We start from the raw sequence: 13,686 nt of genomic DNA, 5'->3' as shown, positions 1-13,686 counted from the left end.
CGAATAATGCACAAGAACTGGATAGCCGGACAATGGACCGGAAGCGACAACGTTCAGCAAAACGTCAATCCGTCCGACCTCTCCGACGTGGTGGGCGAATATGTGCGCGCCAGCGCCGCCGACGTCGACATGGCGCTCGAGTCGGCCCAGGCCGCCTGGCCCGCCTGGTCGCTCAGCACGCCGCAGCAGCGCTTCGACGCTCTGGACATGATCGGCACCGAACTGCTGGCGCGCAAGAACGAATTGGGCGAACTGCTGGCGCGCGAAGAAGGCAAGACGCTGCCCGAAGGCATCGGCGAGGTGGCCCGCGCGGGCCAGATATTCAAGTTCTTCGCCGGTGAAGCGCTGCGCATCGAAGGCGATGCGCTGGCTTCGGTGCGCCCGGGCATACAGGTCGAGGTGTCGCGCGAGCCGCTCGGCGTGGTGGGCATCATCACGCCCTGGAACTTTCCAATCGCCATTCCCGCCTGGAAGATCGCGCCCGCCCTGGCCTACGGCAACTGCGTGGTGTTCAAGCCGGCCGACCTGGTCCCGGGTTCGGCCTGGGCGCTGGCCGAGATCATCAGCCGCAGCGGCCTGCCCGCCGGCGTGTTCAACCTGGTCATGGGACGCGGCTCGGTGGTAGGCGCCGCCTTCATCGAAGACCCTCGCGTCGAAGCCATTACCTTCACCGGCTCGGTGCCCACCGGCCGCCAGGTGCTTGAACAGGCGGCCGCCCGGCAAAAAAAGGTGCAGCTCGAACTGGGCGGCAAGAACCCGCTGGTCGTACTCGACGATGCCGACCTCGAAGTAGCGCTCGATTGCGCCATTCAGGGCGCTTTTTATTCCACCGGCCAGCGCTGCACCGCCAGCAGCCGCATCATCGTCCAGCGCGGCATCTACGACCGCTTCACCAGCGAACTGACCCATCGCACCCAGGCCCTGCGCGTAGGCCATGCCCTGCGCTCCGACACGCAGATCGGCCCGGTCAGCGAGGCCTCGCAGCTTGAACAAGACCTTTCCTACATCGAGATCGGCCGCCAGGAAGGCGCACGCCTGCTGTGCGGCGGCGAGCGCCTTCAGCGCGACACCGAGGGCTACTACTTCAGCCCCGCGGTCTTTGCCGACGTGGCAAGCTCGATGCGCATCGCCCAGGAAGAGATCTTCGGCCCCGTCGCCAGCGTGATCCCGGCCGACGACTACGAACACGCCCTGGCACTGGCCAACGACACCGAGTTCGGTCTGAGCTCGGGCATCTGCACCCGCTCGCTCAAGCACGCCACCCACTTCAAGCGGTCGGTGCAGGCGGGCATGGTCATGGTCAACGTGCCCACGGCCGGCGTCGACTACCATGTGCCCTTCGGCGGCCGCAAGGGTTCCAGCTACGGGCCCCGCGAGCAAGGCCGCTACGCGCGCGAATTCTTCACCATCGTCAAGACCGCGTACACGGCGGCCTGATCCGCCGCCCCCCCTCCCGGCTTCCCCGGGGCGGCGGGGGCCGCCCGCCCGAGCGGGCTGCCAAGCCTACAGGAACATCCCGCCCGACACCTCGATGCGCTGCGCGGTCACCCAGCGGTTGCCTTCACCCAGCAGGGCGGCGATGGCGCCGCCGACATCGTCCGGCAGCCCGGCCCGGCCCATTGCCGTATTGCCCGCCACATAGCTGTTGAGCTCGGGGTTGTCGCGTACCGCGCCGCCGCCAAAATCTGTTTCGATGGCCCCCGGCGCCACGATATTCACGGCGATGCCGCGCGCGCCCAGCTCTTTGGCCTGGTAGCGCGTCAGGACTTCCATTGCACCCTTCATCGACGCATAGGCGGCATGGCCCGGCAGCGCAAAACGGGCCAGGCCGCTGGAGATGTTGACGATGCGGCCGCCGTCCGCGATAAGCGGAAGCAGGGCCTGCGTAAGAAAGAAGGGCCCCTTGAAATGCACGTTCACCAGGTCATCGAACTGCTGCGCCGTGGTTTCGGCATAGGACGCATACACGCCCATGCCGGCATTGTTGACCAGGAAGTCGAAACTGTCGCGCCGCCACTGCGTATCCAGTTCCCGGGCGGCCCCTTGCGCAAAATCGGCGAAGCCTGAAGCATCGGCTACGTCCAGCCGCAGCGCCACGGCGCGGCGTCCCAGTGCGCTTATCTCGGCCACGGCCTCGGCCGCCTGCTGTTCGCCTTCCCGATAGGTAAGGATGACGTCGGCGCCCCGGCGGGCGATGTGAATGGCGGTGTTGCGGCCCAGGCCGCGGCTGCCGCCGGTGATGAGTGCGATCTTGCCTTGCATGTCGATTCCTTTTCGTCAGGGCGGGCGCCGCCTTTCGGCGCCCCATGCAAGCCAGTTTATTGATGTCCGTATTTCAAATAAATCGTATATTCATCACTACACTGTTGTTGCTGTATGGATAATAAGGACAAGGGCATGAACCGCATGGACGCCTTGCAGGTCTTCGTGAAAGTGGCCGAGCTGGCCAGCTTTACCCAGGCGGCACTCGCCTTGAACATGCCGCGCGCCACGGTCTCCAGGGCCGTACAGCAGCTCGAGGCCCAGCTGGGCGCACGCCTGTTGCAGCGAACCACCCGGCAGGTACAGCTGACGCAAGAGGGCCAGGCCGCATATGAACGGGGCCGTGAGCTTCTTTCCGGGCTCGACGACCTGCAAGACATGTTCCGGAACACACCCATGGCGCTGTCCGGGCGCTTGCGCGTCGACATGTCTTCGGGTGTGGCCCGCCAGTTGGTCATTCCCCGCTTGCCCGAGTTCCTGCAGGCGCATCCGGGCCTGTCCATCGAACTGAGCAGCACCGACAGGCTGGTCGACGTGGTGCGCGAGGGCTTCGACTGCGTCCTGCGCGCCGGCGGGCCTCGCGATTCATCCTTGGTCGGGCGCCTGCTGGGCCATATGGTTCAGGTCAACTACGCCAGCCCCGCCTATCTCGCCCGCCACGGTACGCCCAGGCGGCTGCAAGACCTCGCCCGCCACCGCCTGGTGCACTACTCCAGCGTGCTGGGCGCCCGTGCGGCGGGCTGGGAATACCAGCAAGGCGGACGCAATCGTGTCGTGCAGATGGCCGGCGTGCTTACCGTCAACAATGCCGACGCCTACATGGCCGCCTGCCTGGCCGGCCTGGGCATGATCCAGGCGCCTTTGCTGGGCGGCGCAGCGCACCTGAAGCGCGGCGATCTCATAGAGGTGCTGCCCCGGTACCGGGCGGCGCCTCTGCCTCTGACCCTGCTTTACGCCGACCGCCGCATACCGCCACGCGTGCGTGTGTTCATGGAATGGCTGGAAAGCGTGGTACGCCCCTGCCTGGCCGCGGCTTAGAGCCTGTTAACGCTAAAAAGGCAGCCGCGCAAAATCCGCAACGGCGGCCCAGGCGCCGAAGATAAGTACGCGAATTAACCAAACAGGACACTAGGATTTGGGCCGGGTGTGCTGGTGCAGCTGGCCCGCGCCGGCTTCCTCGTTCCCTGTATGCTCCGCGCCATGATCATGCTCGTGGCCGTGGTCATGCGCATGCCCGCCCCCCGATGAATGCGGATGGCTGTGCGTATGAATCTCCACCGGCACCAGGTTCATGCCGCCATGCCGCACCCCTCTTTCGGCGGTAAGGCGATCGGCGCAGGCACGCACCCGGTCCACGGGCCCTTTCAGGAACAGGCTTTCCATGCATTGATCGTGGTCCAGGTGCACGTGCATGGTGGCGATGGTCAGGTCGTGGAAGTGGTGCTGCAGGGCGATGACGCGATCAGCCAGCTCGCGCTCGTGATGGCTGTACACATAGCTGACGTTGGCCACGCAATGCGAAGCCTCGCGAACCCGCAGGCGCTGCTCTTCGATGTGCTGGCGCAGTATGTCGCGCATCGCTTCGGAGCGGTTCTGGTATCCCCGCGCGTGGATCAGTTCGTCGAACTCGCGGGCCAGTTCCGCGCCCAGGGAAATAGTGAAACGCTCCATGTCCTTTCCTTTGAAGAGAGTCTTTGCGTATGAAATTTTAGGCAATCTGCATAAATAACTGCTTGACGCGACGTGAGGGCTTGGGTACGATTAAACCATATAAAGGAACTGCGTTCCATATATCAGAAATTAAAAATTTCTGATCGAAAGAAACCGGTTCCGCCGTTGCTAGATTTTCGCCGCTCGATGCGCCAGAAACACCCGGCAAAGGCCAATTCGTTGGCTTTTATTTTGCGCCCGCGTAAGAAGAAAAATATTTTCTTCTTACTGTTGCGGGGGAAACGCCGGAATGACGCAAAAGCAGACGCCGCGAGCGAAGCCCGAACAATAATGGAGACATTCTTGCTGCACCTTACGCCCCTACGCCTTGCCATCCTGGCCGCCGGCGCCGCCCTTTCCGCCGCCAGCGCCCACGCCGCCGATACCGCGGATGCCGACGCGGCGATCCAGCTGGCCCAGGCCTCGCCCGTCCAGCTCAGCCAGGTCGTCGTCAAGGGCCAGCGCTTCGCCCCCGAAACCTCGGGCTTCACCGCCAATGTCATCGAGCAGGACACCATACGCGAACGCCACGTGGGCAACATTCAGGAGCTGTTCCGCGAAGTGCCGGGCATGTCGGTCAATGGCCTGGGCCTGGGCGGCGTGGCCGACAACCTCGTCATGCGCGGCTTCGCCAATGGCGGCCACGGCGGCGACATCGGCATGGTCATCGACGGCATCCCCCTGAATGAAGCCATGTCGCACGCCGACGGCTATGTCGACCAGAACGTCATCATTCCGCTCGAACTCGAGAAAATGACGGTCTTCAAAGGGCCTTCGTCGGCCCTGTACGGCAACTACAACCGCGGCGGCACCATCGCCTTCGAATCACGCAAGGGCGGCGACTATCGCGAGCTCGACCTCAAGGCGGGCTCGTTCGGCACGGTCGACCTGCAGGGCGCCCTGGGCGTCCCGCTGGGCGACGGCCACGAAGGCAACTTCGCCGCCCAGCTGTATCGTTCGGACGGCTTCCGACAACAGTCGAAGACAGAGCAGGGCACAGTGGCCGGCCGGCTCGGCTTCAAGCTGGGCGGCGACACCACCCTGGCCATTTCGGGCCGGGCGCACCAGGGCAGGTGGGATTCGGCCAGCTATATCACCGAAGAACAGAACAACAGTTCCGGCCGCCGCTTCGACAAGGACCCCCGCGTGCAGAACGACGGCGGCAAGAAAGATTTCTACACCGGCCGCATAGACCTCAGCACGCCGCTGACCCAAGATATCGACCTGCTGGCCTATGGCTACTTCACGCGCCAGACCTTCACCCGCTCGTTCAGCCGGCCCGTCTCGGCGGCGGAATGGCGCCAGCGCGAAGAAGACTATGACCGCGACGTCCTGGGCGCGGGCGTCAGCCTCAATGGCCTGAACACCGTGGCCGGCAGCGACCTGAACTGGATCCTGGGCACTGAATACGTCGATGAATCCACCCGCTACAACTTTCGCGACGGCCTGGACAACCGCCATAACACACCATTGACCACCGGCGGCACGCTGCCCTACCTGGACCGCGACTACGGCAGCAAGGCTTTCTCGGTCTACGGGCAGGCCGAGTGGAACCTCTCGCCCATGTTCCGCCCCATTCTTGGGCTGCGCTACGACAGCATGACCGGCGACTGCCACGCCAGGTCCGACGAGATACTGGGCGGCACCACCTGTGGAGACATGCCCCGCTATACGCACGCCAGCCCCAAGATAGGCATCCGGTCCACCTGGTCGTCCGTGGTCGATACGCGACTCAGCTATTCAGAGGGTTTCCAGCTTCCGCCTTCAGACGCCCGCTACGGCCCCAACGGCCAGTCGCTGGACCCCACCGTACTGCGCCAGGTCGAAGCCGGCATCACGCTGAAGCCGCTGGACGGCCTGTTCGTCGACGCCGCGCTGTTCCGCATCGACACCTCGAACGAAGTGCGCAGCCTGGGAGGCGGCGTGTACGAGAACTTCGGCAAGACCCGCCGCCAGGGCATCGAGCTGGACCTCGGCTACGCCGTGACCCGCAATTTCGACCTTTCGGCGGCCCTGACCTGGATGGACACCAAGGTGCTTCAGCACGCCGACCCCTCCATCGAAGGCCAGGCCGTGCCCAGCGTACCCAGGCGCACCGCCCTGCTGCGCGGCACTTACCGGTTCGACAACGGCTGGGCGGCTGACCTGGCCCTGCAGCACAACTCGGGCTACCCCGTGTCGTCCGACGGCTCGAAAACGCTCGACGGCTTTACGGTTGCCGACCTGACCATCTCGTACGAACGCAAGTTCTGGGGCCAGAACCAGCGCTTCTACCTGGCCGTCAACAACCTGACCAACCGGCAGTACAGTACCAACTCCTTCATCATGGGCGGGCAGCAGCTGTACGCCCCCGCCGCGCCCCGCAGCTTCATGGTGGGCGTCAACCTCAATCTCTGACCCGGTACAACGACATGAAACAACTGATACGCACACTCTCTTTGTCGATACTCGCCAGCGCGGCCGTCGCCCTGCCCGCCGCGCAGGCTCACGATGCCTGGCCGGTTGCCCAGGAAGGCGGCTATGCCGTCGTGTACGGGCACCAGGGCAAGCAGGAAAACTACGTCAACGACAAGGTACGCCAGGTCTCTGCCTTCGACCTGCAGGGCCAAGCCCTGCAGACAGCACGCCAAGACACGGACAAAGGCGTTCGCTTCACAGTACAAGGCGATCCCGCCGTGCTGACGCTGGAGTTCGACAACGGCTACTGGAGCAAGACCACCAAGGGGTCGGTCAATCTTCCCAAGAACGAGGCCGAAGGCGCGCTCAGCGGCGCTCACGTGGTCAAGTTCAGCAAGACCGTGCTGGGCTTCAGCCCCGCCGCGGCCACGGCCCACGGCCAGCGGCTGGAAATCCTTCCCTTGTCGGCGCAGGCGCCCAAGGCCGGCGACGCCCTGCCGGTGCAGGTACTGTGGGACGGCAAGCCCCTGCCCAATGCCAGGCTGATGCGCGGACACGACGATGAAAAGCCGGTGTCCACCGATGCCCAGGGCAAGGCCAGCCTGCCCGTCGAGTCCGGCCGGCAGGCATGGTCGATCGTGCACAAGCAGGCCCTGCAGGGCGACCCCAAGGCCGATGAATACTCGGCCTCGGCCAATCTGATCTTCCAGGTCCAGTAGGGCCTGTTAGCACTAAAAGGGCAGTCGCATGAGCACGCAAATAGCTGACCATCAAGGCGCAAAGGCCAGAAGGAGCCCTGTCTTGATAAAGCTGCCCACCCTGGCGCGCAACCGTATTCCCCGCTACGCGGCCATGGCCGCCATGGCCTTGCTGCTTGCCGCCCCCGCACAGGCGCACGAAGTCGTGAACCAGGTCCAGCGCCAGCAGGCCGTGACGGTCACGCTGCAGTACTCCGACGGTGAACCGTTTTCCTATGAAACCTACGAGCTCTACGCGGGCCGGGGCGCCACGCCCGTGCAGACCGGCCGCACCGACTCGCAGGGCCGCGTCGTCTTCCTGCCCGGAGAGGAAGCAACCATGAGGCTGCGCGCCTTTTCGGCCGACGGGCACGGCGTGGACCTGCGCTTCAAGGTACCCGCGGCCTCGCCGGAAAGCACGGCCGACAGCCCGGCAATCGCAACGGACACGCTCGGCAGGCCCGCAAAGCTGCTGATCGGCCTGGCTGCCATCCTGGCATTGTTCGCGGGATGGCAACTGTTCATTCGGCAAAAAAACAGGCCCTGAACGGGCCCACCGCAAGGCTAGCGCATGCACATTCCCGACGGCTTCCTCTCTCCTCAAACCTATCTGCCGGCTTACGGCGTGGCAGCGGCCGCGTGGTACTGGGCCGCGCGCGGATTGCGTCAAAGCCTGGACGAACAGACCGTGCCCAAGCTGGCCGCCATGACCGCGCTGGCCTACGGCCTGGGCCTGATCATGGTGCCCATACCCGGCGGCACGTCGGGCCATGCGCTGGGCGTCGCCATGCTGGCCCTGCTGTTCGGTCCACGCCTGGCCTTTCTTTCGTACAGCCTGGTGCTGTTGCTGCAATCTCTGCTGTTCGGCGCAGGCGGCATCACCGCCCTGCCGGTCAATGCGCTGGCGATGGGGCTGCTGGGCGCCTGGTCGGCGGTCGGCGTCTACCGGGTCCTGCACAACGTCAGCGATGCGCTGGCGGTCGCGGCGGCGGCCTGGCTGTCGGTCATGGTCTCGGGCCTGGCGGTGGCGCTGGTACTGGGGGCGCAGCCACTTGTCGCCCATGGCGCCGACGGCACGCCGCTGTTCTTTCCCTTCGGCTTTTCCATCGTCCTGCCGGCCGTGCTGCTGCCGCACGCCTTGATCGGCGTGGGCGAAGCCCTGCTTACATTGTTCGTATGGCGTTTTGCGCGCAAGCGCAACTGGTGTCCCGCATGAAGACTCAAACCCTGCAAAGAATTCCCGCGCCGCGCCCGCGCATGCCCGATGAAGGCCGCCTGGCCCAGGGCTGGCTGCTGGCCTATCTGGCCAGTGTGGTGGGCGTCACCTTCGTACACGAGCCCGCCTGGCTGGCCGCCGCACTGGCCATGGCCGTCGCCGCCGCCGGACCAACGCGCTGGCGCCTGTTGCGCCGTACCGTGCTGGCCGTACTGGCCTTCAACCTGGCCGTCAGCGCGGGCTATGTGCTGGTGGCATGGTGGCAGGGCGGGTACTCGGGCCGCTATCTGCTCATGATCAATCTGCGCGTCGTGCTGCTGGTCTTCCTGGGCTTCTGGTTCATCAGCCGCGTCAATGTACTGCGCGCACTGGCGTTTTCGCGCACGCTGGCGTTCGTCGCTACGCTGGCCGTGGGCCAGATAGGTACTTTCACGCGCATCATACGCAACTTCCGGCTGGCCTTCGTCAGCCGCAACCCCGTGCGCGCCAGTCTTGCCTCGCGCGGGCGCCATGCCGCCGCGCAGGCGGGCCACCTGCTGGACAAATCGGTGTGCGGCGCCGCCGACACCGCCATGGCGATGCGTTCGAGGGGATGTTTCGATGATTGAACTGCAAGCAGTGGGATTCGGCTGGCCCGATTCCCGGGAAACCCTGGCGGATATTTCGCTTGCCCTGCAGCCCGGCGAGAAGACCGTGCTGCTGGGGGCCAATGGCAGCGGCAAGTCGACTTTGCTCAAGCTGCTCAACGGCCTGGTGGTCCCCAGCCACGGCAGCTACCATTACCATGGCCATCCCATCGACAAGGCCAGCATGGCAGACCGTCAATGGCTGCGCCGCTTCCGCCAAGAGGTGGTGCTGCTGTTCCAGCACCCCGAGGCCATGCTGTTCAACCCCACTGTGCGCGACGAGATCGCCTACGGCCCCCGCCGCCTGGGCTGGGACGACATCGACGAGCGGGTAGCGTGGTGGGCCGACCAGCTCGGCCTGCGAACCCTGCTCGACAAGCCTCCGTTCACATTGTCCGGCGGGCAGAAGCAGAAAGTGGCCCTGGCCAGCATACTGATACTGGAACCCAAGGTCATACTGATGGACGAGCCGTCGGCAAGCCTGGACCCGCGCTCGGTGGGCTGGCTGGTGGATTTTTTGCTGGATACGGCGGCCACCGTGGTGGTCAGCACCCACAACCTGTCGATGGCGGCCGAATTCGGATCGCGCTGCCTGGTGCTGGGCGAGAACGGCCGGCTGGCTTACGATGGGCCCATAGGCCCGGCCATGCGCGACATGGAGCTGCTGGAACGCTGCAATCTGGCCCACCGGCATCGCCACCGTCATGCGGGCGGCGAACACTCGCATCTGCATGGGCACGAATGGGAAAGCTCGTGACGAACGGCATGGTGCCAGCCGCCCCGCCAAGCCGCAGGGCCTGATTCACCCAGGTCGGCCAGCAGGCCGGCCCGGTCGCGTTCATGGCTTAATCCAGGTTCTTGCTCGTCCAGCCTATCCAGCTGTCGCACTCGTACACGATGGCGTTGCCGGTTTTGGAAGCCAGTTGAGACTGAATGATGCCCAGGGGTTCGCCCTGGCCGAGGGCATGCTTGAACTCTTTGAGGATCAGGACAAAAAGAGTGGCCGCGATTGAGACCAGGCTGGTCGCCTTGCCCCGTGACACGCCGGCGGTGTCGTCGATGGTAACGACGGACATATGCTACTCCTACACAACAATACTAGGGAATGTTGCGGTGCAGTGTAGCATACCTCTATGCGGAACGCCAGGCGCTATGACGGCACATGATGAAATGCACCGTCATCAACCGCCCGGGAGCCCGGCGGATCGACCCGCTTTTGCGCTGCAAAAATCTACGTCATGCCGGCTGGTATGACAACACCAGCGGCGGGCCGCTGTCTTCGCCGGAATCCGCCGGAAGCCGGGCCACATAGCGCGACTCGGGCGCTTCGTCTTCTTCCTGCGCCAGCCTGAACACTCCCACCGCCTGCGCCAGGCCATCGGCCTGATCACGAAGCGATGCCGTGGCGGCGGCGGCCTGTTCCACCAGCGCCGCATTGTGCTGGGTGACGGTATCCATCTGCGCCACGGCCCGGTTCACCTGCTCGATGCCCGACGCCTGCTCCTGGCTGGCCGCCGTGATCTCGGCCATGATGGAGGCCACGCGCTCGACGCTGGCCACAATGCCGTTCATGGTGTCGCCCGCATCGTTGACCAGTTGCGAGCCGGCCTGCACTTTCTTCACCGAATCGTCGATCAGCGCCTTGATTTCCTTGGCCGCCGCCGCGCTGCGCTGCGCCAGCGTGCGCACCTCGGACGCCACCACCGAGAAGCCGCGGCCTTCTTCGCCGGCCCGCGCCGCCTCGACGGCGGCATTCAGGGCCAGGATGTTGGTCTGGAAGGCGATGCCGTCGATGACGCCGATGATGTCCACGATTTTGCGCGAGGAGGCGTGGATCAGGGCCATCGTGTCCACCGCCTGCGACAGCACCCGGCCGCCGGCCACGGCCTCGCCGGACGCCGCCCTGGCCAGTTCGTTGGCCTGGTGCACGCTGTCGGCATTGTGCTTGACGGTAGAGGTGAGCTCTTCCATGGAGCTGGCGGTCTGCACCAGCGAGGCCGCCTGCTCTTCGGTGCGCTGGGAAAGATCTGCATTGCCGGCGGCAATCTGGCTGGAAGCCGTGGCAATGCTTTCGGTGCCCTGGCGCACGCGTCCCACGATGCGGGTCAGGCTGCTGTTCATTTCCTGCAGCGCCTGCATCAGCCGCCCGGTCTCATCGCGCGAGGTGGCGTGCAGCCGCGCCGTCAGGTCGCCCTGGGCGACGCGCTGGGCCATTTCAACCGCCTGGTTCAAGGGCCGCGATACGGTGCGCGCCACCCACAATGCCAGGAACAGGCCCAGCACGATTGCGCCCGCCAGCGCCGCGCCTATCCACATGCGCGACTGGGCATACAGCGCCTGGCCGGCCTGCGCCGCCGCGTCCACGCCCTGTTGATTGATCTGTATCAGCCCCTCGACCGCCGCATCCATGCTCTGGTGGATGGCGGCCATCTCGTCGCTTTTCAGCACGGTGGGAACGTCCCAGCTTTGCTCATCGCGAATCAGCTGGAAAACGCGCTGGTGTACCGCCATGTATTGGCCAAACTCGTCGTTGAGCTGCTGGAACAACGTCCGGGACTGTTCGTCCACCAGCAGCGGCTGGTAGCGCTGACGCACTTTGTCGAAATCGGCCAGCACTTCGTTGATGCTGGACTCGTACCGCTGCATATCGGCGCCTCCTGCGGCATACGCGTACTGCAGCTCGATGCTGTTGAAGCGCGCCAGGTCGGACTGGATCTCCATGGCTGCGTTGCTGCGGGGCAGCCATACCGATTGCATCTCCACCGCCGACTGGTTCACGCGGGCCAGTTGCACCACCGCAAACACGCCGAGCAGCACCGTCAGCACCAGCACCGCCACGAAAGCCACGAGCAGCTTCGTCGAGATTCTCAAGTCATAGAACCATTTCATTGTCCCCTCCTCCTCTTCTTCATTTTTCTTCCGCTTCTTCTTTAGAAAGAAGCCCCCCATTCGGCATCCTGTCAATGCAGCCTCGGACAAAAAAGGGCCGCCATCGCGGCGGCCCAACCCATTTTGTCTTGTTCTACACCGAAGCTGCCGGCACGTCCGGCTTGGCGATGAGCGCTTCTTTGGCGGCCTCTTTGAACACCGCGTCGGGCGGCAGCACGATCGAGGCCGAACGCACTTTCTGCTCGTCCAGGTCGCGGCCCGGCGGCTGTATGCCCTTTTGCAGCTCCATCGCCGCCTTGCGCAGGCGGTGCCGCGCCATGATGATGCCGCTGTCGGTAGCCACCAGGTTCTCTTTGCTGCGGTCGACGATGGCGCCCATGCTTTCCTGCAGCGAGGCGTCCTGGATGCCTATGCCCTCGATGCCGCTGTAAGTGGTGCCGGCCTTCTGGGCGGCACGGTCCATGAGATAGTCGTTGTCCTTGTTTTGCGCGGGAATGAATGTGCCGGGAATGAGCTTGACGTGAATGCCCTTGCCGTCTTCCATCGCCTGGCGCTCTTCAGGCGTAAGGGCGCGGGTGGGATGATAGTCGTAGCTCCAGGCCCAGCAGGTGTCGTCGTCGATGGGAATCCAGAAGTGGCCGTGGATGGGATGGTCACCGCGCGGCGGAATGGCGGTAAAGCAGGGCATGACCCATTGCGTGATGCGCCAGTAGTAGTTGCCGTTTTCGGCATTGCGGCGCGCGCCGATCAGCAGGCCGCCCTTGGACTCGACCACCTCGAACTTGACCTTGTAGTCGCCCAGGTTGTACTGGTTGCCCTTGGCGCCCTTGAACAGCGGATCGTGGTTGAGCGCGCCGCTGTGCAGGAAGGACACGTGGCTGGAATCGATGCCGCCTTCCATGGCCTGCAGGTAGTTGCAGTCCTGGAAGCGCTTGGAAACGTAGCTGCGCTCGGGCGCCACGGTGCAGAACTCGAACTCGGGCGGCTCGGGCTGCATTTCGGGCGGGCCCATGTAGGTCCACAACACCCCGCCGCGCTCGATCAGCGGATACGACTTGAGCTTGATGCGCGTGGCATAGCCGTTTTCAACCGGCTCGGAAGGCACGTCGACGCACTGGCCCGTGACGTCGTACTTCCAGCCATGGTAGGGGCAGCGCAGGCCGTCTTCTTCGTTGCGCCCGAACCAGAGCGACACGCCCCGGTGCGCGCAGAACTCGTCCACCAGGCCCAGCCGGCCGCTGCTGTCGCGAAACGCCAGCAGCCGCTCGGAAAGCAGTTGCACACGCACCGGCGCACAGTCGGGCTCCGGAAGTTCTTCGGACAGCAGCGCCGGTATCCAGTAGCGGCGAAACAGCTCGCCCATCGCCGTGCCGGCGCCCGTGCGTGTCAGCAGTTCGTTCTGTTCATGTTTCGTTGCCATGCTTGATCTCCTCGCGGCAATAATGAGAATCCCTTGGGACAGGACACGCCGCCTATTGCGGGCGAGGGACTTGCCTCCTTTTGTTCCGTTATAAAGAACGGCGTTCCTATATAGGGATAAGATAGCACCGACAAAAACATTCTGTCAATAAGGAAAGCACCCAGGACGGTTTCGGGCCGCATGAAAAAAGCCGCGCCCGGCGCTCCGAATGGCGCGCCATCCTTCGACATCCTCGAGCACGCGGGCCGAAGACAGAGGCGGAAAGCGCATTGCGGACACCCGCCGCGCCGCGGCGTTCCGCAATGAAAAAGGAACGGCGTCCCAATTTCTTATTGACTTGGAACAGAGGCGGGTCTAAATTCCATCGTACCTTTATATAGATCAGTGTTCCATATAAAGGAATAATATGAATGCCATCCATGGCCCACA

General features: G+C 64.4%; 13 protein-coding genes. 8 read left to right on the top strand and 5 right to left on the bottom strand.

Features of this window, described 5'->3' with window-relative positions; translation table 11 throughout:
• The first annotated feature begins 6 nt into the window (after positions 1-6).
• A complete protein-coding gene (locus C7440_RS16810) occupies positions 7-1,437 on the top strand; it encodes an aldehyde dehydrogenase family protein (RefSeq protein ID WP_116519315.1) in 1,431 nt (476 codons plus the stop codon).
• 66 nt (positions 1,438-1,503) lie between these two features.
• On the opposite strand, the gene C7440_RS16805 is transcribed toward C7440_RS16810, so the two are convergent.
• Positions 1,504-2,262 carry an SDR family NAD(P)-dependent oxidoreductase gene (locus C7440_RS16805; protein ID WP_017525088.1) on the bottom strand — a complete coding sequence of 253 codons (759 nt, stop codon included), beginning with the start codon at positions 2,260-2,262 and terminating at the stop codon, positions 1,504-1,506.
• A 135-nt stretch (positions 2,263-2,397) separates the two neighbouring features.
• On the opposite strand from C7440_RS16805, the gene C7440_RS16800 reads away from it, so the two are divergent.
• Positions 2,398-3,300: a LysR family transcriptional regulator gene (locus C7440_RS16800; RefSeq protein ID WP_116519314.1), complete on the top strand. Its 903-nt coding sequence runs from the start codon at positions 2,398-2,400 to the stop codon at positions 3,298-3,300.
• Between the two features lie 90 nt (positions 3,301-3,390).
• Here the strand turns inward: C7440_RS16800 and nikR are convergent, their stop codons facing one another.
• Positions 3,391-3,933 carry a nickel-responsive transcriptional regulator NikR gene (gene nikR, locus C7440_RS16795; protein ID WP_116519313.1) on the bottom strand — a complete coding sequence of 181 codons (543 nt, stop codon included), beginning with the start codon at positions 3,931-3,933 and terminating at the stop codon, positions 3,391-3,393.
• Between the two features lie 330 nt (positions 3,934-4,263).
• Between nikR and C7440_RS16790 the strand changes: the two genes are divergently transcribed.
• The 6 genes from C7440_RS16790 to C7440_RS16765 all read left to right on the top strand — a co-directional run bounded on the left by C7440_RS16790 (position 4,264) and on the right by C7440_RS16765 (position 9,705).
• On the top strand, positions 4,264-6,369 hold the full coding sequence (locus C7440_RS16790; protein ID WP_243410959.1) for a TonB-dependent receptor: 2,106 nt from the start codon (positions 4,264-4,266) through the stop codon (positions 6,367-6,369).
• Between the two features lie 14 nt (positions 6,370-6,383).
• Positions 6,384-7,088, top strand: coding sequence for a DUF4198 domain-containing protein (locus C7440_RS16785; RefSeq protein WP_116519312.1), 705 nt, complete (start codon positions 6,384-6,386; stop codon positions 7,086-7,088).
• Between the two features lie 82 nt (positions 7,089-7,170).
• Entirely contained in the window at positions 7,171-7,653 is a 483-nt protein-coding gene (locus tag C7440_RS16780) for an ABC transporter permease (RefSeq protein ID WP_243410958.1), read from the top strand.
• Between the two features lie 24 nt (positions 7,654-7,677).
• The gene (locus C7440_RS16775) at positions 7,678-8,322 is read left to right on the top strand and encodes an energy-coupling factor ABC transporter permease (protein ID WP_116519311.1); all 645 of its coding nucleotides are present in this window, start codon (positions 7,678-7,680) and stop codon (positions 8,320-8,322) included.
• Positions 8,319-8,930, top strand: coding sequence for an energy-coupling factor transporter transmembrane component T family protein (locus tag C7440_RS16770; protein ID WP_116519310.1), 612 nt, complete (start codon positions 8,319-8,321; stop codon positions 8,928-8,930). The genes C7440_RS16775 and C7440_RS16770 overlap by 4 nt, the downstream gene beginning before the upstream one ends.
• Positions 8,923-9,705 (top strand): energy-coupling factor ABC transporter ATP-binding protein, encoded by a 783-nt coding sequence (locus tag C7440_RS16765; RefSeq protein ID WP_116519309.1) that lies wholly within the window; start codon positions 8,923-8,925, stop codon positions 9,703-9,705. Before C7440_RS16770 ends, C7440_RS16765 begins: the two co-directional genes overlap by 8 nt.
• Positions 9,706-9,793: 88 nt before the next feature.
• Here the strand turns inward: C7440_RS16765 and C7440_RS16760 are convergent, their stop codons facing one another.
• The 3 genes from C7440_RS16760 to C7440_RS16750 all read right to left on the bottom strand — a co-directional run bounded on the left by C7440_RS16760 (position 9,794) and on the right by C7440_RS16750 (position 13,257).
• A complete protein-coding gene (locus C7440_RS16760; RefSeq protein WP_116519308.1) occupies positions 9,794-10,024 on the bottom strand; it encodes a hypothetical protein in 231 nt (76 codons plus the stop codon).
• Positions 10,025-10,184: 160 nt separating this feature from the next.
• Entirely contained in the window at positions 10,185-11,837 is a 1,653-nt protein-coding gene (locus C7440_RS16755) for a methyl-accepting chemotaxis protein (RefSeq protein WP_116519341.1), read from the bottom strand.
• 133 nt (positions 11,838-11,970) lie between these two features.
• Entirely contained in the window at positions 11,971-13,257 is a 1,287-nt protein-coding gene (locus C7440_RS16750; RefSeq protein WP_116519307.1) for an aromatic ring-hydroxylating dioxygenase subunit alpha, read from the bottom strand.
• Positions 13,258-13,686: the final 429 nt, after the last annotated feature.

Source organism: Pusillimonas noertemannii, from assembly GCF_003096595.1.
Lineage (GTDB): Bacteria > Pseudomonadota > Gammaproteobacteria > Burkholderiales > Burkholderiaceae_B > Pusillimonas > Pusillimonas noertemannii.
This window is presented reverse-complemented; position numbering and strand designations above follow the sequence as displayed.